Source organism: Streptomyces sp. Z26 (genome assembly GCF_003665095.1).
Taxonomy (GTDB): Bacteria; Actinomycetota; Actinomycetes; order Streptomycetales; family Streptomycetaceae; genus Streptomyces; species Streptomyces phytohabitans.
Genome location: NZ_RCHV01000002.1, coordinates 3,094,527 through 3,117,981, shown reverse-complemented (window position 1 = coordinate 3,117,981; position 23,455 = coordinate 3,094,527). Strand labels below are relative to the sequence as shown.

Sequence of the window (23,455 nt, the reverse complement as noted above, 5' to 3'; positions counted from 1 at the left end):
CACAGCACCTCGCACCGCACCCCGCACCCTCTTCCGCCCCTCACCTCAGGAGACCTCTGCCATGAGCACCGCCACCCTCACCACCCGTACCGCCCCCGCCCCCGTTCCCGCCGCCGGACTCCGGCCCGGGGACGTCGACAACCGCGCCGCGTACGTCGGTTTCGGCCTCGCCTGGCTGCTCGGCCACGGCGGCGCCGCGCTGTCCCGTGGCGACGACCCGCTGGTCGTCCTGCCCGAGTGGCTGCCGATGGCGCTGCTGGGTGTCGGCCTGCTGGCCGGTACGGTCTTCGCCACCCGCGCCGCGCTCCGCTCCCAGCGGGGGGCCGACACGGCCGACGTGTTCAGCGGGCGGCTCCTCGGCCTCTCCTGGGTCGTGGGGTTCGCCGCGCTGGCCCTCGCGATCACCGGTCTCACCTCGTCGCTCGACATGCCCGAACTGGCCGACACCCTCTGGCCCGCCGGTTCCGGCCTGATGGTCGGCCTGATCTACCTCAGCGAGGGCGCCGCCCGCCGCAACGTCCTGCACTACGGCCTCGGCGTCTGGCTCGCGCTGGTCTCCACGATCGCCCTGTCGTTCGGCACGCCGGGCCTGTTCCAGGTCCTCGCGGCGGCCGGGGGCGGCGGCTACGTGGTCGCCACCGCCCTGGAGTTCCGCCGCGTCGCCGCCGTGCGCCGCCGCCGCTGACCACCGCGCACCTTCCCCGACGACCCCGCGCACCACGCCCGTCCACGCGACCGGCACCACCACGGAGGAGAACCCCGATGATCTACCACGGCATCCGCATGAAGCTCCGCGACGACGTCACCCCCGAGCAGGTCGACGAGGCGCTGGAGTGCCTGGAGGCGCAGGGCCGGGACATCCCGGCGGTGAAGGCGTTCGTCTTCGGCACCGAGTACGGCGGCGACTACGACTGGAGCGCGGTGTTCGCGCTGGAGGACCTCGACGGGTACGGCGCGTACCTCGCCCACCCGGCGCACACCCGGTCGGAGCGGGTCGGCTTCCCCCTGATGGCGAGGTTCGAGAGCTTCGACATCTGCGACACCCCGGACCCCGGACTGGGCGCGCGCATCGCGGAGTTGCAGCGCCGGAACTACGCCGGGTCCCCGCGACTGGCGTCCCTGGTCGCCGGGTTGGACGCGCACGCGGGCAGCAGCGCCGTCCCGCACGGGGGCGGGTGACGGTGTACGGAGCCCCGGCGGGCCGCGCCCGTTCAGGCCCCGGCCAGCCGCGCCGCGACCACCGACAGGTCGGCCCACGCCTCGCGCGCGTCCGGGGTGTCGCCGTGCGGGGCACGGAAGCGGGCGACGTACTCCGCCAGGTCCGCCAGGTCCCACCGGAGCGCGTACAGCTCCAGGGCCCGCGGGTCCGGCGTACGGCCCGTCGCCTCCGCGTACCGGGCGAGGTCGTCCGGGGTGGCGGCCACGGACCACAGGTCCCGTTCGGGGACGGCGAGTCCGACCGTGTCCCAGTCGACGAGGAGGCGCCGGTCGCCCGCGCGCAGCACGTTGCCGGGGTGCGGCTCGCCGTGCGTGACGACCAACGGGGCTCCGCGGGAACGGAGTTCGACCACCCGCCGGTCGAACTCCCGCAGCCGCCCCCGGAGTCGTACGGCGTGCTCGGCCAACAGCGCGCGTACGGGCTCGGCGTACGGCCCGTGGCCCGGAGCCGGGGCCGGTTCCGGACCGTCGAGGGCGGCGGTGAGCACCGCGCGGTCGGGGAGTTCCGGCCGGAGGACGGGCGTACGGGAGGGGGCGGGGGCGCGGTGGAGCGCGGCGAGCAGGTCGAGGACGGCGGCGCGCTCTTCCGCCGTACGGGGGCGGCCGAAGTCCCCCGACTCCCCGTCTACGTACGGGAAGACGCTCAGCGCGTGCCGTACGCCGAGCCGCCGTACGGTCCCGCCGCGTACGTCCGGTCGGGGCGCGACGGCGAGGTCCGGACCGCCGTCGCGCAGCGCCGCGACGGTGTCCATGGCGCGGCGCAGCCCGTCGAACGCGGCGTCGGACAGGGCGCGTTCGCCGCTCCCGGGGGCGTCGGGCACGGGAGGCCCGTGCACGCAGTACGGCTTGAGCGCCAGGTCGGAGACGGTCACGAACCAGCGCCGTCCGGCGCGGTCGGTGGCCGTCCAGTGGTAGTCGCCGAAGCCGACCGGCGCGTACGCGAGGGTGACCCGGCCGAGCCCCCACCCGTCCTGGAGGGCCCGGCGGACGTCCTGCTCGTCGATGCCCTCGGGGCGGTCCTTCACGCTGCGCAGCCAACCACGCGCCGCCCGCCGCCCGCACCCGGATTCGCCCCGCGCCCCGCGTCCGCCCCCGCGCTCGGTGCCCTACTCCTGCCCTTCCTCCCGCGCCGCCTCCCGCGTGTACGCCGCCAGCTGCTCCGCGACGTACTCCTCGGTGGCGCCCTTGCCGAGGCCGAGGCCGTGCAGGAGGCCCGAGCCGTCCTCGTGCTCCAGCAGGGCGAGCAGCATGTGCTCGGTGCCGACGTAGTTGTGCCCCAGCCGCAGCGCCTCCCGGAAGGTCAGCTCCAGGGCCTTCTTGGCCTGCGCGTTGAACGGTGTCAGCGCGGGCACCTCGGCGGCGGCGGGCGGGAGCAGCAGCGTCGCGGCCTCCCGTACGGCGTCCAGCGTCACGCCCTGCGCGGTGATCGCCGTCGCGGCGAGCGCCTGCGGTTCGGTGAGCAGGCCGAGGACGAGGTGGGCGGGGGTGATCTCGTCGTTGCGGGCGGAGTGGGCGGCGTTCTGGGAGCCGATGACGGCGTTGCGGGCGCGCGGGGTGTAGCGGCTGAAGCCCTGCGCGGGGTCGAGGTCGGCGTCGCCGGAGCCCTTGGCCACGAAGCGCTTCTGCGCGGCCTGCCGGGTGACGCCCATGCTCTTGCCGATGTCCGACCAGGAGGCGCCGGAGCGGCGGGCCTGGTCGACGAAGTGGCCGATGAGGTGGTCGGCCAGCTCGCCGAGGTGGTCGGCGGCGATGACGGCGTCGGAGAGCTGTTCGAGGGCGTCGGAGTGGGTCGTCTTGATGGCGTCGATGAGGTCGTCGAGGCGTACGGGGTGGGTCATGTTCGTGGGTTCGGTCATGTGTCAACCGTAAGTTGACACTCATCGCCATGTCAACCGCGAGTTGACACCCGCGTCGTGCCGCCCCCGTACCCGCCCCCGCCCCGCGTACGGTGCCGAACCGGCCGGAACGGGGCACCGGTTCACTCCCCATTCACCTCGACGTCGTCCTCCGGCGGGCCCGCCCCCCTAGCGTCACGCCCGGCGTAGCTCGAAGATCCGGAGGGGACCCATGCGTGAACTGCTGCCGCTCGTCGGCTCGCATCCCGGCGGAAGATCCGCCCTGACCTGCCGTTACCGCTGCGGTGACGCCTGCTTCCACGAGGTGCCGAACAAGAGCGGCAACGCGTACCTCGGCGATGTCGTCGCCGGTGCCCTGTCCCGCCGCGCGGTGCTCGCCGCGGGCGCCGCCGGTACGGTCCTCGCGGCCACCGGCGCCACCGTCGTCGGCGCCGCGCCCCCGGCCGCCGCGCGGGGCCGCGGCACGGCCGCCGCCGCCCGCCGCGGCGAGGCCGCGCGCGGACTGCGCTTCGCGCCCGTCGCGCCCAACACCCGCGACGCCGTGACCGTGCCCGAGGGCTACACGCACGACGTGCTGATCCGCTGGGGCGACCCCGTGCTCCCCGGCGCCCCCGCCTTCGACCCGGACCGGCAGACCGGCGACGCGCAGGCGCTCCAGTTCGGCTTCAACTGCGACTACATGGCGGTCCTCGACCTCCCGCACGGCGGCGGCCACGGCGCGCACCACGGCGCGCGCGGCGGCCCCGGCGCGCGCGGCGACCACCGTACGGGCGACGGTCACCGCACGGGCGGCTGCGGCGGTCAACTCCTCGTGGTGAACCACGAGTACACGACCGAGGTCATGATGTTCCGCGGCTACGACGAGGAGAACCCGACCCGCGCACAGGTCGAGGTCGGCTGGGCCGCCCACGGCCTCACCGTGCTCGCCGCCGAGGAGCGCCGCGACGGCGGCCTCACCGCCCTGCCCCGGCACCCGCTGAACCGCCGCGTCACGGCCACCACCCCGTTCGAGGTGACCGGCCCGGCGGCGGGCGGCGCACTGCTGCGCACCACGGCCGACCCGGAGGGCCGTACGGTCCTCGGCACGCTCAACAACTGCGGCGGCGGCATCACCCCGTGGGGCACGGTGCTGTCCGGCGAGGAGAACTTCAACCAGTACTTCGCCCACGCCGACGACGTCACCGACCCCGCCACCAAGGAGCGGCTGGCCCGCTACGGGCTGACTGGCGGCGCGTCGGAACGCAAGTGGGAGCGGTACGACGACCGGTTCGACCTCGCCAAGGAGCCGAACGAGGCCAACCGCTTCGGCTGGATCGTCGAGATCGACCCGTACGACCCCGACTCCACACCCCGCAAGCGGACCGCCCTCGGCCGCTTCAAGCACGAGGCCGCCGAGCCCCGCCTCACCCGCGACGGGCGCGTGGTGCTCTACATGGGCGACGACGAGAAGTTCGACTACCTCTACAAGTTCGTCTCCAAGGAGCGCATGCGCCGCGGCCACGGCGCCTGGGTCCGCGAGCACAACGCGAAGCTCCTCGACGAAGGCACCCTGTACGTCGCGAGGTTCAGCGGCGACAGCCCCGCCGACGAGATCGACGGCAGCGGGAAGCTGCCGGAGGACGGCGAGTTCGACGGGCGCGGCGAGTGGGTCAGGCTCGCGGCGGGCGACCGGTCGTACGTGCCGGGCATGACCGCCGAGGAGGTGTACGTCTTCACGCGGATCGCCGCCGACAAGGCGGGCGCCACCAAGATGGACCGGCCCGAGGACGTCGAACCGAGCCCGCGCGGCGGACGCGTCTACGTCGCCCTCACCAACAACACCGACCGCGGCGCCGCCGGCAAGGCCCCGGCCGACGAGGTCAACCCGCGCGACGGCAACAAGCACGGCCAGGTCCTGGAGCTGTCCGAGCACCGCGACGACCCGGCCGGTACGCGCTTCGCGTGGCGGCTGTTCCTCGTCTGCGGCGACCCGGAGGACCCGGGCACGTACTTCGCGGGCTTCCCCAAGGAGCGGGTCAGCCCGATCTCCTGCCCGGACAACATCGCGTTCGACCCGTACGGCAACCTGTGGCTCGCCACCGACGGCAACGCCCTCGGCAGCAACGACGGGCTGTTCGGCGTCGCCGTGAACGGGAAGCGGGAGGGCGAGGTCAGGCAGTTCCTCACCGTGCCGAAGGGCGCGGAGGTCTGCGGGCCGGTCGTCCAGGAGGAGCGCGTACTGGTCGCGGTCCAGCACCCGGGCGAGGTGGACGGCGCCAGCGCGGACCACCCCGTCTCGCAGTGGCCGGACGGGCCGGGCAAGGCCGTACGTCCGTCGGTCATCACGGTCCGCGCGAAGGACGGCGGCCCGATCGGCCGCTGACCCGCACCCCTCGCCCACTCGGCGCCGGGGCCCGCGACACACCTGTCACGGGCCCCGGCGCCGACGTGTTCCCCTTCGTTCCGGTTCGGTTCGGTTCAGGAAATCGGCGGAGGGGTCGGCAGGTCGGCTGCCGCTCCAGTCTCCCGGCCCGCTCCCGTACGGGGAAGGACGACCGGGTGCGCGCCCGCCCCCCGCGCGCCCTCCGCCCGCGCTGCGGGCCCCACCGTCCCCCCACTTCAACCGGTCAGGGCTTGCCCAGGTACTCGGTCGCCTCGACGTCGTTCAGGTGGATCAGTACGTCATGGGCCCGCCCCGGGGCACTCTCGTACGTCACGGGGTCGGGCCATCCGGCGCCGATGTTCCAGGTGACGCGCGACGTGTTCAGCCAGTCGCGGGCGGCGCCGCGCACGGTGCGCATGTCGAGGAGGTAGTCGTCCTGGCGGACCTTGTCGAGGGTCTCCTCGTTGGAGCCGGGCTTGGCGGCGTCCACGCGGTAGGTGCGCGTCACGTCGTCGTCGGTGCCGAACGCCTTGAAGGACCCCTTGTAGAAGCTGAAGCCGACGCTGACGTACTTCCGGCCCAACGTGTCCCGGAGGAAGGCCCCTTGGGTCTTGGGGTACCGCTCGTCGAACGAGTCGTACGACACGTGGGTGTTGTGCGCCGACAGCAACGTCCGGTCGCCGGTGTGCCGGTGCCACCAGGCCACGTTCTCCGCCATCACCTGGTCGCGCATCCGCATCATCTCCGTGACCTGCTTCTCGTCGGTGAGGTCGAGGGCGAAGCCCTTGGCCATCTGGTGGATGGCCCTGGCGTGCTGCACGGTCCACAGGTGCTGCCGCCGGTCGGCGCCGGGGCCGGGGCGCTGCTCGCGCAGCAGCTCGTACACCTTCCCCGTCCGCTCCGCCCGCTCCTGACGCTCGGCCAGCGGCAGCTTCGGGTACTCCGCGGCGTACGTCCCGGCGTCGGTGGTCGGCGCCAGCCCGCGGTACAGCGCGGTGACGCGCTTCAGCAGCCGCGGGTACGCGCGCGCCACCTCGTCGGTCACCTTCTCGTACAGTTCCGGTCCGGCCCAGCCCATGTCGTTGCCCATGAACTGGACCTTGTCCAGGGGGTGTTGGCGGTTGTGGTCCCGCATCCACTCGATGAGTTCGATGTAGTCGCGGTTGTTCCAGATGCGGTACGAGCCCTGGAACTCCTCGTCGGCTATCTTCCGGAGGTCGCCCTCGCCGTCGAGTACGTAGTCGTTGAGCCGCAGGCCGGTGCTCCAGGAGACTTCGAGGGAGAAGGTCCGGAAGCCCTTCTCCTCCACGAGGTGGCGGAAGACCCGGTGCTTCATGCGGAAGAAGTCCCGCGACCCGTGGGTGGCCTCGCCCAGACCGACCACCTCGGCGTCCTTGACCATGCGGTCCAGCGCGGCCAGGTCCCGCAGGCTGCCACCGGGGTCGGTGGTCCGCAGCGGGTGGGCGTGGCGTTCGATGGCGTCGACCACATCGTCCGTGCGCTGCCCCGGAGTTGACGTTCCGGAGTGGCTCGCGGAAGTCCTCGGTGACGTGTCCAGGGCGTCGCCGACGGCCGGGGTCGCCAGTGCCACGGCGCCGAGGGAGAGGAGGACTGAAGGGATGATCACTGCCTTGCGTCGCGTCATGGCCATAGATTCGCCTGCGCGTGGTGGGCGTCTCGACCCCGTGCGCTGGCCACCTCGGGGTACCGCAGGCACTACCGCCGGGGCCCCGGTGTCCCCCGTGCGCGCGGCCTGCCGTGGGGGCGCTCGGTCCTTCCACCCGCGACGTCGCCCCGGACGCCAGCCCGCCCGAACCGCCTTGTGCCCGGCGGCCGTTGTACGGGTCACCGCCGCTGCCGGTGCCCCGGCCGCAGGTCGCGGCCGCCGCCGTACCGCAGGCGCTACCACCGACCGGGGGCGACCACCCCCGCCGGGTGGCCCGGCTGCGTGATCGCCTGCTCCGGCCGGAATTCCTAGCGTGAGGTGGACGCCGCGACAGCGACTCGACCGGCACGACGCACCGCGACCACACACTGAGCCCACACCTGGGGAGCCCACGTCAGATGAAGACCCACCGCACCTCCCGAGTGACCTCCCGCAGGGTCGTCACGACGCTCGTGACCGCGCTGGCGGGCATCAGTCTGGCGCTGCCCGCGGCGGGCGCGATCGACACCGCGACCACGCCGCCGCACACCGAGGCGAACGGCCCGGGACCCGGCAAGGGCCACGGCACGCGACACGACAAGGCGTTGCAGGCGCACGTGGACGCGCTCCTGGGGACCGGAACCGTCGGTGTGGTGGCGCGGACGACCGGCCCGCACGGCCCCCGTCACGCCACCGCCGGGGTGGCCGACCAGGCCACGGGCGACCCCGTACGCCCCGGTGACTCGTTCCGCGTCGCGAGCACCACCAAGACGTTCGTCTCCACCGTGGTGCTCCAACTCGTGGGCGAGGGACGCCTGTCGCTCGACGACACCGTCGAACACCGGCTGCCCGGTGTCGTCTCCGGCAACGGCAACGACGGCGGCGGGATCACCGTACGGCAGCTGCTCCAGCACACCAGCGGGCTGTACGACTACACGGCGGACCTACCCGTGCTGACGACCAGGGACGGCTACCTGGACGGTCGCCGTACGACCTGGTCCCCGGAGCAGCTGGTCGCCGTCGCGACGAAGCACGCCCCGAACTTCGAACCCGGCGACGGGTGGAGCTACTCCAACACCAACTACACGCTCGCCGGGATGATCATCGAGAAGATCACCGGGCACAGCTGGCAGCGTGAGGTCACGGCGCGCGTCATCCGTCCGCTGAAACTGCGCGACACCGTCGCCCCGACGACGGACCCCCGGCTGCCCGGCCGCCATCTGCGCGGCTACTCCGCCTTCGGCGACGACAAGGCGCCGATCGACGTCACGGAGATCAACCCCAGCGTGGCGGGCGCGGCGGGAGCCATGATCAGTACGACGGCCGACCTGAGCCGCTTCTACCAGGCGCTCCTCGGCGGCCGACTGCTGCGCCCCGCCGAGCTGGCGGAGATGAAGGCGACCGTACGGGCCCCGGAACTGGATCCCGCCTGGCCCGGCCTGCGCTACGGACTCGGCCTGATGGAGGTCCCGTTGACCTGCGGCGGCTCCTACTACAGCCACGGCGGCGACATAGCCGGCTACACCACCCGGAACGGCGTCAGCGAGGACGGCCGCCGCGCGGTGACCGTGAACGCGACCGGCGACGGCTCGAAGGGCTCGGCCACGCAGGAAGCCGCCAACAGGCTGGTCGACGACGCGCTCTGCGGGTGAACGTACGGCCGTCCGGGGCGAGTTACGGGTGCCGGAGGCGCGCCGTGAGGGCGGTCCAGGCCGTGGCCGGTACGACCAGTGCCGGGCCGGTCCTGTCCTCGGAGCCGCGCTGGTCTACTCCGTGACCGAGGGTGTGACCGCCACCGCCGCGCACCTCCTCGCCCGACGCGGCGAACTCGACCTGGACGCCCCCGTCGCCGCGTACTGGCCCGAGTCCGCCGCCTAAGGCAAAGCCGACATCGCCGTCCGACGGCTCCTCTCGCACCAGGCCGGGCCGGGCCGGTGGCACCGGGCCAACCGGTGCCGCTGGCCCGGACGTTGGCCTGGCACCCGAGGGCGGCGGCCCTCGCCGCGCAGCGCCCCCAGCGGACACCGGGCACGGCGCACGGCTACCACGGCCGTACGTGGAGCTGGCTGGTCGGTGAAGTCGTCCGGCGGGTCACGGGCCGAACGCCGGGACGCTTCGTCGCCGACGAGATCGCCGCGCCCCTCGGTCTGGACTTCCACATCGGCCTGCCGGAGAGCGCGCGCCACCGCGTCAGCCGCCTCGCGTACTGGCGGCCCGACATCGACCCGGACACCCTGGACGAGGGCGCCTTCCCTGAGGAACTCCGCCGCCAGATCGCCGCGTTGCGTGACCCGGACTCCCTCATGAACAGGGCCTTCGCGATCACCGACCCGTGGAGATCGACTTCACCCCCGGGGTGCAGGCCGGGGAGATGCCCGCGTCCAACGGCATCGGCACCGCCCACAGCGTCGCCCGCACGTACGCGGTCCTGGTCGGAGAAGTGGACGGGGTGCGCCTCCTCACCCCGGACACCCTCGCCTCAGCCGTCGAGGAACGGGCCGCCGGACTCGACCGGGTGCTGCTCAGCCGGAACCGGTTCGCCTTCGGCTACATGCTGCCCATCGATACCACCCTCATGATCGGCCCCGGCTCGTTCGGACACTCCGGCCGCGGCGCCTCGCCCGGACTGGCCGACACCGAGCAGGGCGTCGGCTTCGGCTACGTGCTGGACAACATCGTCAGCGGCGCCGAGGGCCCCGCGCCTCGTCGCTGGTCGCGGCGGTGCGCGCGGCGCTCGCCTGACGGCCGCCGTCACCTCGGCCGACGTACGGCACACGCGGGGCGGGACCCGGCCGGTCGTGTCGAGGCCAGGACCCGACCGGGCAGGGGCCGCGCCTACGCGATGTCCGTGACCGTCACCGTGACCGACACCGCCGCCGCCTTCCCCGCGGTGCCCCGCGCCCCGTGCGTGCCCGCCGCGTCGTCCGGTCTCTCGGCCGCGAGCGCTATCAGCGCCGCGTGCACCGCCGTCTCGACGGAGGTGCGCACCGCCCGCGTCACGCCCGCCGCCTGGTGTCCGCGGAGCACCGCGAGGTGCAGCTGGAGGTGCCACCCCTCCGGTACGTCCGTGTGCCGGGCACGTACGCCGGGGGTACGAGGGCCGCCCCCGCGCGCGCCGTACGTCGAACCGCGCAGCAGGTCGGCCAGACCGGGCCGCAGGAACGCGACGCCCGGCGTGGACGCCGCCGCCTTGGCCGCGGCCTCGACCACGCGCGACTGGGTCTCCTGCCGTGTCGTCACCGCAGCCTCCCCCCACCACCGCGTCGCCCCTGCCCGCGAGATCCGGACCCGCGCGCTTCCGGTCCCGCGTCCAGACCCAGAGCCGTACCAGGGCCCGTGTCCAGGTCTCCGCCCCCGTGCACGTCCAGGCTGCCGCCCAGGCTCACGTCCATGGCCAGGTCCACGAAGACGTCGATCACCTGCACGTCGACGGAGCGCACGTCCATGCCGAGGTCGTCGTGCGCGGCCTCCGTGATCCGCGCGCGCACCTCCTCCGCCAACTCCGGCACGGGCCGCGACAGATCACCCGTCACCTGGAGCCGTACGCTCACCGGCCCGCGCGGCACCGTGCCGCCCGGCAGCGGCCCCCGGCGGGCGGTGCCGTCCGCGTCCGCGGGCAGTATCCGGCAGCTGCCCGCCCGAACGCCCGGCAGCGTCTCCGCCGCCGACCGGAACGCCTTCGCCGCCGCGGCCTCCACGATCCAGCCGTCCTCGTCGGGCGCGCCGAGGGGGAGCGTCCGGCCGGGCCGCAGCTCCAGCCGCACGATCTCCATCACCCGCGCCGCGACGGCGTCCGCGCCCGCCGCCGCCGAGCCGTCCGCCTCGGCGGCGCGCGCCTCGTCCGCCTCGGCGGTTCTGGCCGAACGGACATAGCCGTCCAGCACCTGGAGCCCGTCCAGCGCCGCGGCGCAGTGCGAGCAGCGCGACATGTGCGGGTGATCCGGTACGTGCCCGTCGTCCCACGCCTCCCACACCTCCCGCAGCGTGTGACCGCAGGGGAGGAGGTCGTCCTCCTCCGGCGGGCCGTGGTCCGTGTTCATCGCCATGCGCCCATCGCCTCCGTCAGATAGCGCCGTACGCGGAAGATCCGCCCTCGTACGGCGGAGTGACTGATGCCGACCACCGACGCGATGTCCTCGTACGGCAGTCCGTGCAGTTCTCGCAGCACCCAGCAGGCACGCAGGTCCGGTGGCAGCCGGGCCAGCGCCCGCGACAGCTCCCCGAGCGCGACGGCCGACTCGGCCGCGCGCGCGGGTGAGCCCTCGTGCTCGGGAGCGGCCGGCTCCGCGATCGCGTCCAGGTCCGTGCTGGGCCGCCGGGAACGCAGCTGGTTGAGGCAGCGATTGGTGACGATCCGGTACATCCACGTCAGGAACGCCGACTCACCACGGAACTCCGGAAGTCTGCGCCACGCGCTCACGAAGGAATCCTGCACGGCGTCCTCCGCGTCGGCACGGTTGCCGAGCAGCCGGTGTGCCAGCTGGAGGAGGACGGGGCCGTGGCGCCGTACGAGGACCTCGAAGGCTCCCTCGTCGCCCTCACCGGCGCGGACGACGAGCAGTGCGTCGTCGTCGGGCCCCGCCGGCCCGCCCATGTGGTCCTCCCTCACGCACCGTCTCCCTTCCTTGCGTCTCCCGGTTTCCCGGTTCGACACACCGGCGGCGGACATCGTCACGCGGACAGGGCGGAGAAATCCGGAAAAAGAAAATCGCGATCTCGCGTGACGAACGTCCGTGAGCCGTGTCGAACGCAGTGTCAGCACCTACGAGAAGGCGAAGGAGTCGTCCCATGGCGACCAGCACAGCTTCCCCCAGCTCCTCCGGCGTCGCGAGCCCGCAGGGCACGAAGTCGGCCGCGTCCGGTGAGGGCGCCACCGTCCGCGCGGGTGCCACCGGTCCCGAGGAGCCCGCGGCGACGCGCGGCCGGACGACCATCGCGGACGTCGTGGTCGTGAAGATCGCGGGCATGGCGGCGCGCGAGGTCCCGGGCGTCTTCGACATGGGCGGCGGCCTGTCCCGCACGCTCGGCGCGGTGCGCGAGCGGGTGCCGGGCGGCCGTCCCAACGTCGGCCGGGGCGTGAAGGTCGAGGTCGGAGAGCGGCAGACGGCCCTCGACCTCGACCTCGTGGTGGAGTACGGCGTGCCGATCACGGACGTCGCGCGGGACGTCCGGGAGAACGTCATCCAGGCCGTCGAGCGCATGACGGGCCTGGAGGTCGTCGAGGTCAACGTCACCATCGACGACGTGCACTTGCCCGAGGACGAGGAGAGCACGGACCACCGGGTCGAGTGACCTCGCGTACGCGCCGCGTCCCGGCACATTCCCAGGGACGCGCGCGGACGGACGTACGGTCGCGGGGCGGACGTACGGAGACGGGTACGCGTCCGGGCGCGAGGACGCGTACGGCAGACGTCGCAGGTGTCACAGACGGCGGAGGGTGAGGGGAAACGACGATGAGCAGAGCTGGTTCGGGACTGCTGGTGGGGATGGCGCTCGGCTTCGCCGGTTGGTTCGGCGGCTTCGGGGCGTTCCTGCTGGTGGCCGCGCTCGGAGCGGTCGGGTTCGTGGTCGGCCGGATCATCGAGGGCGACGTGGAGTTGAGCCAGTTCCTGGGTGAAGGAGCGCGGAGGCGGTGAGCGGAGCCGCGGACGCGTCGGGCACCGCGTACGCCGAAGCCGTCCCGGACCCGGGGCTTGCCCCGGGACCCGTGCCCGGAGTGCCGGGCACGGAGCGGACGGCCGCGGCCGACCGGGGGGCGACGACCGTCACCGATCGGGCCCTGAGCCGTATCGCCGGACGCGCCGCGGGTGAGGCCCTCGCCGCCCGCGGGCTGGCGGGCGCGGCGAAGGGCACCGGCGCCGTACGGCACGGCTCCGCGCGCATCTCCCTCGACATCGGGCTCCCCCACCCCGTGGACGCGGCCGATGTCTGCGCGGGCGTCCAGGCGTATGTCACCGAGCGATCGGGTGCGCTGACAGGGCTGGCGGTGGGCTCGGTCGAGGTCCTGGTGGGCTCCCTGGAGCCCGTCCACGGCGGCTCCCGGACGGCGTCCCCCGCGCCGTCCGTGGAGCCGCCGCCCCCACTGCCCCCGCCGCCGGAGCGTGGCGACGGGCGGCTCCCGCGACGGACCCGCCGCCGACCCTGGTCGGCACGGCGCACCCCGGCGACGGCGCTCGCCGTGCCGGTCGCGGCGGCGGCCGGGCTGTTGCTGTTCCACGAGGTGGCCGGGGCGGTGGACCGTTCCCCGCTCGCCGGATGGTCGGGACGCACGGCGGACCGGCTGGCGCGGACGCACCTGTACGAGGCATGGGTGATCGGCGCCGCCGCCGCGCTCGCCCTCCTCGGCTTCTGGCTACTGGTCCTGGCCCTGACCCCGGGCGCCCGTGGCCGGTTGCGCATGGTGTCACCGGCCGCCGGGGTGCGCGCCGTACTGGACCGGCGGGCCGCCGCACGGCTGCTGCGGGACGCGGCCATGACCGCCTCCGCCGTCTCCTCGGCACGCGTCAAGGTCGGCCGCCGCAAAGCAGTCGTACGGGCCGCGGTGCGCTTCGGTGACCTGGACGAGGCGGAGGCGGCCGTCGTGGAGGCGGCGCGGGCACGGTGCGCGCACCTCGGCCTGGTGCGGACGCCCACCGTGGTCGTGCGGGCCGTACCGGACGCGCTGTGGCATCCTCCGCCCCCACCGGAGGACCCCGGCGGCGGACTCGGCGGCGGCGACGGTGTCGGTGGCCGGGAGGCTCCACCGGTGGTCCCCCCGGTGGAGCCCGCGGCGACGCCCCCCGCGTGACGGCCGGTGACGGCGTTCGAGCGCTGGACGCGGTCACCGGGTGCGGTTGCTTGATGCGGTGATGCGCGGTGACGGAGAGCGGTGAGTGCGTTCGGTGACCGGCAGCACCCGGCAGAGAGAGCGCGGATAGAGCGCGGAAAGATCGGGGCCACCCTGGCGAAGGCCGGACCACCCCGACGGAGAGACGGACGGAAGGCTGCGGAGCGTGCGGAGAGTACGGGACGCGCGAGACGCGCGGAGTGCGCGCGGGATGGTGAACAGGGTGCTGCTCGCCCTCGTCGGCGCGCTGGCGCTCGGCGGCGGCGGGCTGCTCGCGGCTGCCGGGCTGGGTGCGCGCGAGCACCGGGAGGGCGGGCTGCCCTCGTGGGTTCCGGCGCTCCCGTCCTGGTGGCCGGAGCGGGACGGCGTCCTGCTCGACCGCGACCGCCTGGACGAACTGCGCGACCAGGGCTGGTGGACGGCCGCGCTGATCGTCGGTGCGGCGGCCGTACTGCTGCTGGCGCTGTGGTGGTTCGCCGCCCAGCGCGCCCGCAGCCAGCCGCGCGCACTGCCGCTGCGGCCCGCCGCGCGGCTGCGTGCCCGCGCACTCGCGCGGGCGGCGGCTGCCGACGCGGAGGCACTGCCGGGGGTGCGCGACGCGCGCGTGAGGCTGGGCCGCAGACGCGGTCGCGTGTACGCCCGCGTTGTCGCCGTGCTGGAGCCGGACAGCGCTTCCGCGCCCGTGCTGTCCCGGCTCGCCGCGGGGCCGCTCGCCGGGCTCGGCACGACCGCCGGGGCGCACGGCGACATCACCCACACGGTGCGACTGCGCGTCGCGGGGGAGAGGAACCGACGTGTCCGGTGACGGCACGCTCGGTGCGGCCACCGACACGGCGCCCGGCGCGACCGGCGCGCGGGGCGGCACACCCTACGAGGCCGATGCGGCGATGGACGGAGGTCCGGACGCAAACGCGGGTGCGGGCGAGGGCAGGGACCCGGGCGTGGCCGTGGGCGCGAGTCCGGACCCTGGCGCGAGCGCGAGCCCGGACGTGGCCGCGAACACAGCCCCGGACCCGGAGTCGGACCCGGCCCTGGACGCGTACGTCGACCCGGACATGGACGAGGCGCACGGTGCGCGGCGCGCCGGGAACGCCGGGAGGTCCCGGTCCCCGGGTGAGATGGGCCGCCGCGTGGCGGCGCCGCTGAAGCACGGGCGCACGGGGGAGTACGGCGTCGCGCTGCGCCGCGCGCCCCTGTCGGTGTGGAACGACGACGACGTCACCGACCGGGCCGCCGCCCTCACCTACTACTCGGTGCTGGCCATCTTCCCGACGCTCCTCGTCGTGGTCTCCGTCATCGGCATCGCGGGCAAGTCCGCGACGGAGGACCTGATCAGCGCGCTGACCACGCTGCTGCCCGCGGACTCGCGCGAGCTGATGCGGTCCGCGCTGGAGGACATGGCCGCACAGCGATCCGCCGCCTGGCTGCTCGCGAGCATCGGGACCGCCGGGGCGCTGTGGTCCGCGACGAGCTATCTCAGCGTGTTCCGGCGGGCGTTGCACGCCATGCACGGGATCCGCGACCGCCGCCCCGCGCTGAGCAGGGTGCCGATGATCCTGCTCACCGCGCTCGTGCTGCTCGGCCTGCTGGTCAGCAGCGCTCTCGCGCTGATGCTCAGCAAGGAGGTCGCGCGGACGGTCGGACGGCTGCTCGGCTGGGGTGACGAGGCCGTACAGGCGTGGCAAGTGCTGCGCTGGCCGCTGCTGTTGGTGCTGGTCGCGATGCTGGTGCTCGTCCTGTTCCGCTCCGGCCCCACCGAGGCGAGGGGCGTACGGGAAGGGTTGCCCGGCGGTGTGGTGGCGGTGCTGTTGTGGCTGCTCACGTCGTTCGGGTTCGCGCTCTACGCTTCGCACGCGGGCACGTACCACCGGTTGTACGGGCCGCTCGCCGGGTTCGTGGTGTTCTTGGTGTGGCTGTGGATGTCGAACCTGGCGCTGCTCACCGGGGCCCAGTTCAATGCCGAACTGCGTCGGCTCCGTAGCCGCTGAGCCGCTGAGCCGCTGGGCCGCATGTGCAGGGCGGCGGTGCGGTAACCGGGACCGGCGTGAACGGGCCCGGGGACGAAGGGGCTTGGTGGCGCCGGGGCCGAAACGGGCCCCGGGCCCCGCCCGTTCGGGCACGCCGTCGCGGGGGACGCGTGCCCAGCGCGGTCACGCCGCGGCGAGGACCGCCCGTACGGTCTTGCCGCCGGTGGCGTGCGAGGTGATGTCCAGGTGTCGGCTGAGGTGGCGCACGAGGGCGATGCCCCGGCCGCCCTCCCAGTCGGCGTTCGCGGCGAGCGCCGTGGGACGGCCCGGACCGTCGTCGTAGACCTCTATGGTGATCGTCCCCGCCACCGTGCTCAGCCGCAGTCGGCAGCGGCTCCGGCCGTGCCGCGTGGCGTTCGTGACCAGCTCCGACACGATCAGGGTGGCCTCGTCCGTCCGCAGCGCCGCCTCCGGCGGCGTCCGCGAACCGGCCAGGAAACCGGCGGTGAGCCGCCGTGCCCAACTGGCCGACACGTCCTGCCGCGGCAGTGCGTACTCGACGCGTGCGGAGCGCCGCACCCCTTGAGGTCTCGCGCGCATGGTGTCCACTCCCCCTCCGTCCGTATGACGGTCCCCCGTGTACGCAACCGGTCATTCCCGCTTGCGCGTTGACCAACCTCATTCCGGCTACTTGGTGGTACGGGTCACCCTTCCTGTGCTTTCCATGCCCGTTCCGGCCCGTTCCCCGCCCGTTCGTAGCCCGCGCGTCGGACCGCGTACCCCGGCGTACGGTGCGACCGCCCGCCACGGCTGTGCGCCCGCGAGCGCCGCCGCCGACACCCGTACGGGCGGGGCGGGTTGCCGCGTCCACTCCCGCGAGCGGCCTCCGGTGCCGGTGCCGGTGCAGGTGCCGGAACCGCAGGGGAGCGAAAGCCGCATGGGGGCTTCGAGAGGGCCCACGGAGGGGCTCCGATAGGGGCTCCGACAAGGAGACGGGAAAGCGCCGGAATAGGTGCGGGTGGAAATCCGGGTCCCGCATGGCGAGATGTACGGCACGATTCATTGACGGCCGCGCGCGACTGCTGGCATGCTCACTCCTGTGAGTCAAGCCGAGGTTCTCGTATCGCGTCTGCACGTCGATCTGCGACGTCACGCCAGCGCCATCTGTGCCGCTGGCCGCTGAACCCTGCTCCACACCCGGCCGGTTCCCCCGCCGCCCCTCTCCGCCGCTCCCCGGCACCCGCACCGCACCGCACCGTGCGGTCGTACGCCCTGTAGTACGCCGCCGTACGGTACGTGCCGCCGTTCCGCCAAGGGCCCCGTTCCACGGGCTCGTTGAGCGGACGGTGCCCGCCGGGCACGTGGCCGGGGACGCCGTGGGGCGGCGCTGACGGCGACTGAGTTCCGCCGTCGCGTCGTACACCCCGCTGCCGGGACCTTTCCTCTTCCTTCCCGGAATTGAGGTCGTACGCGCCCCCGTGTGATTCCGCGCGGGCAATTCCCGTGCGCGTAAGTCCCTTTCCGTGGAATTCCGCGGACCCGTCACCGGGCCCTCCCCTGCCCTTTCGTCTGCCCTGTCGCAGAATTCTTCCCACCGTGGAGCCGTGCATGACCGCCCCGCCCGCACTGTCCCCGTACCCGCGCCCCGGTCCCGACCCGTACTCCCACCAGCCGTCCCTCCGCCAGCAGTCCTCCCAACAGCCACACCCCCGTCAGTCACCACCCCACCAGTCGTACTCCCGCCGGGCGGCCGGTCCGGTGCGGCGCCCGTTCCGGCCCGCCCGGCGCTCGTTCCTCGCGCTCACCGGCGCGGCCGCGCTCGCGGCGGGCTGCGGCCGGGCCGTCGGTGGCGACCGGCGGACCGACACCGTCCGCTACCAGGGCTGGGGCGGGCAGGTCACCCCGCCCGAACTCGCCGCCGACCTCGGCTACCTGGACGGTGTGAAGCTGGAGTGGGTCGGCAACACCATCAGCGGCCCGCAGGACATCCAGACCGCCGCCACCGGCGAGATCGACGTGGGCGGCGCCTTCAACGGCGCCGTGGTCAAGCTCGCCGCGAGCGGCGCCCCCGTCACCGCCGTCGTCAGCTACTACGGCACGGACGCGCTGTCGTACAACTCCTTCTTCGCCGCCGCCGACGGCGACCTCCGCACGGCCCGCGACCTGCGCGGCGAGAAGGTCGGCGTGAACACCCTCGGCGGCCACGCCGAGGCCGTCCTCGACCTCTACCTCCGCAAGCACGGCCTGTCGTCCGACGAGGCCGACGACGTCCAGGCGCTCGTCGTACCGCCGGTGAGCACCGAGCAGGCGCTCCGCCAGGGCCGTATCGGGGTGGCGTCGCTGAGCGGCGTACTGCGCGACAAGGCCCGCGAACGCGGGGGACTGCGCGAGCTGTTCAACGACTACCGGCTCCTCGGCGCGTTCAGCGCGGGCACGTACGTGATCGCGGACCGCTTCCTGGAGCGCAACCCCGACACCGCCGCGTCCTTCGTCACCGGTGTCGCCCGCGCCGTCGAGTGGTCGCGGGCCACCCCGCGCGCGGAGGTCGTCGACCGCATGACCGCGATCGTCGCCCGCCGGAAGCGGAACGAGCAGGCCGAGCCGCTGCGCTACTGGCGTTCGTACGGCGTCGCGGGCCCCGGCGGGCGCATCGCGGAGAAGGAACTGGCCTTCTGGGCGGACTGGTTGGCGGACCGTGGGGAGATCGAACGCGACGCCGTACGGGTCGCCGGCATCTACACGAACGAGTTCAACGGCTACCGCCGCGCGCGCTCGTCCCGTACGGGGAGGGCGGAACGGTGACGGCACCGCACGAGCACGCCGCCCCACGCGAGCGCGCCACGACACACGAGCACGCCGCGCAGTCCGAGCCGGCCCGGGAGCACGCGCGCACCGCCCGCGGCCCGCGGCAGGCGGTCACCGTGCCGAAGATCAGCTTCCGCTCCGTCGGCAAGACCTTCCCCGCGCGCGGCGGTAACGCGCCCGCCGTGGCGCTGGACTCCTTCACCCTCGACGTGGCGCCGGGCGAGTTCACCGTCCTCGTCGGCCCCAGCGGCTGCGGCAAGTCCACGCTGCTCGACCTGCTCGGCGGCCTGGCCGAGCCGACCGACGGCAACATCCTGCTGGACGGCGAGCCACTGACCGGACCGGGTCTGGACCGGGGCATCGTCTTCCAGCAGTACGCGCTGCTGCCGTGGCGTACGGCGCTCGGCAACGTGACGTTCGGGCTGGAGGCCACCGGCGTCCCCCGGCGTGAACGGGCCGACCGCGCCCGTGAGTTCCTGGCGCTCGTCGGCCTGTCCGGTTTCGAGGACCGGCACCCGCAGGAGCTGTCCGGCGGGATGCGGCAGCGGGTCGCGATCGCGCGCAGCCTCGCGTACGACCCGGACGTGCTGCTGATGGACGAGCCGTTCGCCGCGCTCGACGCGCAGACCCGCGAGTCCCTCCAGGACGAGCTGCTGCGGATCTGGGAACGGACCGGCAAGACCGTCGTGTTCATCACCCACGGCATCGACGAGGCGGTCTGCCTGGGGCAGCGCGTCGCGGTGCTCACGTCGCGCCCCGGCCGGGTGAAGGAGGTCGTACGGATCGACCTGGAGGACCGTACGCGCGTCGCCGACCTGCGTTCCAGCCCCGAGTTCGCCGCGTACCGGCACCGCGTCTGGGACCTCCTGCGCGACGAGGTCACCCGCGCCCAGCAGCAGGAGAAGGAGGCGATCGCGCCATGAGCGTCAGCACGGAAACGAGCACGGAAACGAGCACGGACCCGGGCACCGCCCCGGACCCGGACACCAACCCGGACCCGGGCACCGCCCCGGACGTCACCCGCGCCCGCCTCGCCGCCGTCGACGCGGCCGGTGCCGCGGCGGTCGGCCGTGAGGGCCGCCCTTCCGGGCCGGTGCTGCGGGCCCTCACCCTCCGGGCGCTGCTCGCGGAGCTGACCGGCGCGCTGGCGCGCGGCGGCGTACGGGCCCCGCTGGCCCGCCTCGTACGCGGCGCGGGGCGGCTGCTGCTCGGCCTGCTGACCCGTACGGGCGCGGTGCTCCTGCTGCTCGCCCTCTGGGAGGTCGCGCCGCGCGCCGGGCTGGTCGACCCCACGTTCCTGCCGCCGCTGCACCAGGTGGTGGACGCGTGGTGGGGGCTGTTCCGCAGCGGCGAGCTGGGCGAGCACACCCGGGCGAGCCTCACCCGTTCCGGTACGGGCTTCGGGCTGGCCGTGCTGGTCGCGGTGCCGCTGGGGCTGCTTATCGGCTGGTACCGGCGGTTGGCCGACGCGCTCACGCCGCTGCTGGAGGTCTTCCGCAACACCGCCGCGCTCGCCCTGCTGCCGGTCTTCGTGCTGCTGCTGGGCATCGGGGAGACGTCGAAGATCGCGATCGTGCTGTACGCGTGCGCCTGGCCGATCCTGCTGAACACGGTCAGCGCCGTCCGTACGGTCGACCCGACGCTGCTCCGGCTGGCGCGGTCGATGGACCTGTCCACGCCGCAGGTGTTCCGCAAGGTGATCCTGCCCGCGTCCCTCCCGACGGTCTTCACCGGCATCCGGCTGTCCGGCGGCGTCGCGATCCTCGTCCTCGTCGCGGCCGAGATGGTCGGCGCGAAGGCGGGCCTGGGCTATCTCGTCAACTCCTCGCAGTTCAACTTCGCGATCCCGCAGATGTACGCGGCGATCCTCACCGTCTCGGTCATCGGCGTCGCCTTCAACCAGCTGCTGCTCGCGGTGGAACGGCGCCTCACCGCCTGGCGCCCGGAGACCGGCCGCCCCTGACCCCGTACCGCGACCCGGACCCGTACCCCCGACCCGTACCCGCGACCCGCACGACACCCCCATCACCCGTACCGCACCCGAAGGGACCCCGCATGAGCACCACGACCACCACGACCACGAGCGCCACCGCCACCGCCACCACCACCCCGCCCGACCTCGACGTACGCCGCGTCGGCGGCCGTATCGGCGCCGAGATCCGGGGCCTCGACCTGTCCGCGCCGCTCACGCCGGACACCGTCGCCGCCGTCAACGCCGCGCTGCTGGAGCACAAGGCGCTGTTCTTCCGCGGGCAGCGGCTGGACGACGCGGGCCAGCTCCGCTTCGCCGCGTACTTCGGTGAGTTGACCACCGCCCACCCCACCGTCCCCTCCGTGGACGGGCAGCCGAACATCCTGCCCGTCGACGGTGACGAGGGCATCCGCTCCAACCAGTGGCACACGGACGTCACGTTCGTCCGTACGCCCCCGAAGGCGAGCACCCTGCGCGCCCTCGTCGTCCCGCCGTACGGCGGCAACACCCTGATCGCCAACAGCGCCGCCGCCTACCGCGACCTCCCCGAGCCGTTGCGGGAGTTGGCCGACCGGCTGACGGCCGTGCACACGAACGACTACGACTACGCCGCCCCGCGCAACGAGAAGGCGGCGGCGCACCGCAGGCAGTTCGTCTCCCGCAAGTACCGCACCGCGCACCCGGTGGTGCGGGTCCACCCGGAGAGCGGTGAACGGGGGCTGTTCGTCGGCGGGTTCGCGCAGAGCCTCGTGGGCCTGTCGTCCGGGGAGTCGCGGGACCTCCTGCGCATCCTCCAGGCGTACGTGACCCGCCCGGAGAACATCGTGCGCTGGACCTGGGAGCCGGGCGACCTCGTCCTCTTCGACAACCGGATCACGCAGCACTACGCGCCCGACGACTTCGGGGACCTGCCGCGCCTGCTGCACCGCGTCACCGTCGCCGGTGACGTGCCCGTCGGCGTCGACGGTGAGCGCAGCCGCGTCGTCGAGGGCGACGACGCGGGCCACTACACCCCCGCGGCCGACCGGGCCGCCTGACCGAACCCACGGGCGGGGGCCGGGCGCGCGCCTGGACCCCCGCCGACTCCGCGTCTCCGCAGAAGGAGCAGCAACGTGCCACAGTCCGCCGCCGCCCACCTCATGCTCCTGTCACCCAGGACGGGGATCACCGTCGACACCGAGTGCCACACCGCCACCGTCGACGGGCGGGAACTCGACCTCACCTACCTGGAGTTCGAGCTGCTGGCGCACCTCGTCGCGCATCCGCACCGGGTCCACTCGCGCGAACTGCTGACGGAGGCGGTGTGGGGCCACACGTACGTCGGTGACGGCCGCACCGTGGACGTCCACGTCGCGCGGCTGCGCCGCAAGTTGGGGGCGCCGCACCGCGACCGGATCATCACCGTGCGCCGGGTCGGCTACAAGTACGTGCCCGGCAGCCGCCACGGCTGACCCGGACCGGGCCCCCGTACGCCCGACTCCCGTACGGCGCCGTCACCGGTCGCCGTACGGGAGCCCGCCGCCGTACGGTCGCCGCCCGTGCCCCGCCCGTGTCCTCAGCGCCCGCCCGCCAGCAGCACGGGGAACGACCGCAGGTCGTTCTGCGTCAGCACCGGCAGGTTGGTGATCTCCTCCGGGGGCACCGCCAGCCGCAACCCCGGGAAGCGGTCGAACAGCGCGGGCAGCGCGAGGGCCGCCTCCAGCCGGGACAGGGCGGCGCCGGGGCAGATGTGTGGCCCGTGCCCGAAGGTCATGTGCCGGATCGGCGTCGGCCGCGTGACGTCGAACCGGTCGGCGTCCGGCCCGTGTTGGGCGGGGTCGCGGCCCACGGCGCGGTACGACACGACGACGCCGTCGCCCGCCGGTACGGTCCCGCCGCCCGCGTCCGGGTCGCCCACCTCGACGTCCTCGGTGGCGAAACGCATCAGCAGGTGCGTCGTCGGGGTGTCCCAGCGCAGGGTCTCCTCGATCACCGTCTCCCACGCCACCTGCCCGTCGAGTACGAGCCGCAGCTGCTCGGGGTGGGTGAGCAGGGCGCGCACGGCGTTCAGGACGAGCCCGATGGTGGTCTCGTGCCCGGCCGCGACCATCGCCTTGAGGTTGCCGACGACCTCGTCCTCGGTGAGGGGCGCGCCACCCTCGTCCGCGAGAATCAGCGCGCTCGTCAGGTCGTCGGCGGGTTCGGCGGTACGGGCCCGCACCATGTCGCGGAAGAGGACGTCGAGTTCGTCCATCACGGCCAGCCGCTCGTCCTGCGGGGTGAGCATCGAGAAGAACGCCCCGTACAGCTCGTGCAGCCGTGGGTGCAGCTCCGGGTCGACGCCCATCAGCACGCTCACCACCCGCATCGGGAGGGGCAGCGCGAACGCGGACTTGAGGTCCACCACCGCGCCGTCCGCGCCCCGTTCGGCGACGTCGTCGAGCAGTTCGTCGGTGATGCGGGCGACGACCGGCCGCAGGTCCGCGAGCCTTCGCGGGGTGACGGCCTGCGCCGTCTTCGTCCGCAGCCTGCGGTGTTCGGCGCCGTCGACGGTGAACATGGAGCGGCCCGAGTCGATCATCCCGATCAGCGGCCACTCGCGGGTGACCTCGCCGGTGCGCCAGAGCGTCCAGTGCTCGATGTCCTTCACCAGCCGCGGGTCCGTGAGCAGCCGCCGGGCCTCCGCGTGGTGGGTGACGGTCCAGGCGGGTACGCCCAGCAGCTCGATCCGGGTGAGCGGGCCGTCCTCGCGCAGCCGCCGCGTCTCCCCGGCCAGGTCCCGTACGAGCGGGTCGAGCGCCAGCGGGCACCCGCCGCGCGCCGCG

The 23,455-nt window shown here is 73.9% G+C and carries 21 protein-coding genes and 2 pseudogenes; 15 read left to right on the top strand and 8 right to left on the bottom strand.

The features are described 5' to 3' along the window. Positions 1-61 precede the first annotated feature (61 nt). On the top strand, positions 62-685 hold the full coding sequence (locus D7M15_RS29405) for an ABC transporter permease (RefSeq protein WP_121517791.1): 624 nt from the start codon (positions 62-64) through the stop codon (positions 683-685). A 77-nt stretch (positions 686-762) separates the two neighbouring features. Then, complete coding sequence (locus D7M15_RS13845) at positions 763-1,179, top strand: Dabb family protein (RefSeq protein ID WP_121517790.1); 417 nt, start codon at positions 763-765, stop codon at positions 1,177-1,179. A 32-nt stretch (positions 1,180-1,211) separates the two neighbouring features. Here the strand turns inward: D7M15_RS13845 and D7M15_RS29400 are convergent, their stop codons facing one another. After that, positions 1,212-2,243 (bottom strand): phosphotransferase, encoded by a 1,032-nt coding sequence (locus D7M15_RS29400; protein ID WP_121517789.1) that lies wholly within the window; start codon positions 2,241-2,243, stop codon positions 1,212-1,214. An 81-nt stretch (positions 2,244-2,324) separates the two neighbouring features. Then, the gene (locus D7M15_RS13835; RefSeq protein ID WP_121517788.1) at positions 2,325-3,074 is read right to left on the bottom strand and encodes a Clp protease N-terminal domain-containing protein; all 750 of its coding nucleotides are present in this window, start codon (positions 3,072-3,074) and stop codon (positions 2,325-2,327) included. A 211-nt stretch (positions 3,075-3,285) separates the two neighbouring features. Between D7M15_RS13835 and D7M15_RS13830 the strand changes: the two genes are divergently transcribed. Then, on the top strand, positions 3,286-5,436 hold the full coding sequence (locus D7M15_RS13830; RefSeq protein ID WP_121517787.1) for a PhoX family phosphatase: 2,151 nt from the start codon (positions 3,286-3,288) through the stop codon (positions 5,434-5,436). A gap of 244 nt (positions 5,437-5,680) precedes the next feature. Here the strand turns inward: D7M15_RS13830 and D7M15_RS13825 are convergent, their stop codons facing one another. Continuing rightward, positions 5,681-7,081, bottom strand: a complete 1,401-nt coding sequence (locus tag D7M15_RS13825) for an erythromycin esterase family protein (RefSeq protein WP_121517786.1) — start codon at positions 7,079-7,081, stop codon at positions 5,681-5,683. Between the two features lie 419 nt (positions 7,082-7,500). Between D7M15_RS13825 and D7M15_RS13820 the strand changes: the two genes are divergently transcribed. Both D7M15_RS13820 and D7M15_RS13815 read left to right on the top strand, forming a co-directional pair. After that, on the top strand, positions 7,501-8,733 hold the full coding sequence (locus D7M15_RS13820; RefSeq protein ID WP_121517785.1) for a serine hydrolase domain-containing protein: 1,233 nt from the start codon (positions 7,501-7,503) through the stop codon (positions 8,731-8,733). A 109-nt stretch (positions 8,734-8,842) separates the two neighbouring features. After that, positions 8,843-9,823 (top strand): annotated as a pseudogene (locus tag D7M15_RS13815) (serine hydrolase domain-containing protein); the annotation flags it as partial. Between the two features lie 93 nt (positions 9,824-9,916). On the opposite strand, the gene D7M15_RS13810 reads toward D7M15_RS13815, so the two are convergent. From D7M15_RS13810 to D7M15_RS13800, 3 genes are read right to left on the bottom strand one after another with little or no spacing between them, the layout of a single operon-like run. Beyond that, entirely contained in the window at positions 9,917-10,321 is a 405-nt protein-coding gene (locus D7M15_RS13810; RefSeq protein ID WP_121517784.1) for a hypothetical protein, read from the bottom strand. Continuing rightward, a complete protein-coding gene (locus tag D7M15_RS13805; RefSeq protein WP_121517783.1) occupies positions 10,318-11,127 on the bottom strand; it encodes an Asp23/Gls24 family envelope stress response protein in 810 nt (269 codons plus the stop codon). The genes D7M15_RS13810 and D7M15_RS13805 overlap by 4 nt, the downstream gene beginning before the upstream one ends. After that, positions 11,118-11,675, bottom strand: coding sequence for an RNA polymerase sigma factor (locus D7M15_RS13800; protein WP_121517782.1), 558 nt, complete (start codon positions 11,673-11,675; stop codon positions 11,118-11,120). Before D7M15_RS13800 ends, D7M15_RS13805 begins: the two co-directional genes overlap by 10 nt. A gap of 194 nt (positions 11,676-11,869) precedes the next feature. On the opposite strand from D7M15_RS13800, the gene D7M15_RS13795 reads away from it, so the two are divergent. The 5 genes from D7M15_RS13795 (at position 11,870) to D7M15_RS13775 (ending at position 15,895) form a co-directional block, all read left to right on the top strand. Beyond that, complete coding sequence (locus D7M15_RS13795; RefSeq protein ID WP_121517781.1) at positions 11,870-12,373, top strand: Asp23/Gls24 family envelope stress response protein; 504 nt, start codon at positions 11,870-11,872, stop codon at positions 12,371-12,373. 161 nt (positions 12,374-12,534) lie between these two features. Continuing rightward, positions 12,535-12,717: a hypothetical protein gene (locus tag D7M15_RS13790; protein ID WP_121517780.1), complete on the top strand. Its 183-nt coding sequence runs from the start codon at positions 12,535-12,537 to the stop codon at positions 12,715-12,717. After that, a complete protein-coding gene (locus D7M15_RS13785) occupies positions 12,714-13,868 on the top strand; it encodes a DUF6286 domain-containing protein (RefSeq protein WP_121517779.1) in 1,155 nt (384 codons plus the stop codon). The genes D7M15_RS13790 and D7M15_RS13785 overlap by 4 nt, the downstream gene beginning before the upstream one ends. 250 nt (positions 13,869-14,118) lie before the next feature. After that, positions 14,119-14,712, top strand: coding sequence for a hypothetical protein (locus tag D7M15_RS13780; protein WP_121517778.1), 594 nt, complete (start codon positions 14,119-14,121; stop codon positions 14,710-14,712). After that, on the top strand, positions 14,702-15,895 hold the full coding sequence (locus D7M15_RS13775; protein ID WP_240649301.1) for a YihY/virulence factor BrkB family protein: 1,194 nt from the start codon (positions 14,702-14,704) through the stop codon (positions 15,893-15,895). Before D7M15_RS13780 ends, D7M15_RS13775 begins: the two co-directional genes overlap by 11 nt. Before the next feature lie 162 nt (positions 15,896-16,057). On the opposite strand, the gene D7M15_RS13770 is transcribed toward D7M15_RS13775, so the two are convergent. Then, entirely contained in the window at positions 16,058-16,474 is a 417-nt protein-coding gene (locus D7M15_RS13770) for an ATP-binding protein (RefSeq protein ID WP_121520755.1), read from the bottom strand. Between the two features lie 1,008 nt (positions 16,475-17,482). Here D7M15_RS13770 and D7M15_RS13760 point away from each other — a divergent pair. The 5 genes and pseudogenes from D7M15_RS13760 to D7M15_RS13740 form a co-directional block, all read left to right on the top strand. Then, positions 17,483-18,676: an ABC transporter substrate-binding protein gene (locus D7M15_RS13760; protein ID WP_121517776.1), complete on the top strand. Its 1,194-nt coding sequence runs from the start codon at positions 17,483-17,485 to the stop codon at positions 18,674-18,676. A gap of 119 nt (positions 18,677-18,795) precedes the next feature. Next, positions 18,796-19,602 carry an ABC transporter ATP-binding protein gene (locus tag D7M15_RS13755; RefSeq protein ID WP_121520753.1) on the top strand — a complete coding sequence of 269 codons (807 nt, stop codon included), beginning with the start codon at positions 18,796-18,798 and terminating at the stop codon, positions 19,600-19,602. Then, positions 19,599-20,642 (top strand): ABC transporter permease, encoded by a 1,044-nt coding sequence (locus D7M15_RS13750; protein WP_121517775.1) that lies wholly within the window; start codon positions 19,599-19,601, stop codon positions 20,640-20,642. The genes D7M15_RS13755 and D7M15_RS13750 overlap by 4 nt, the downstream gene beginning before the upstream one ends. A 92-nt stretch (positions 20,643-20,734) precedes the next feature. Further along, positions 20,735-21,688: a TauD/TfdA family dioxygenase gene (locus tag D7M15_RS13745; protein WP_121517774.1), complete on the top strand. Its 954-nt coding sequence runs from the start codon at positions 20,735-20,737 to the stop codon at positions 21,686-21,688. Positions 21,689-21,838: 150 nt separating this feature from the next. After that, positions 21,839-22,102 (top strand): annotated as a pseudogene (locus tag D7M15_RS13740) (winged helix-turn-helix domain-containing protein); the annotation flags it as partial. A gap of 104 nt (positions 22,103-22,206) precedes the next feature. Here the strand turns inward: D7M15_RS13740 and D7M15_RS13735 are convergent. Further along, positions 22,207-23,433 carry a cytochrome P450 gene (locus D7M15_RS13735; protein WP_121520751.1) on the bottom strand — a complete coding sequence of 409 codons (1,227 nt, stop codon included), beginning with the start codon at positions 23,431-23,433 and terminating at the stop codon, positions 22,207-22,209. Positions 23,434-23,455: the final 22 nt, after the last annotated feature.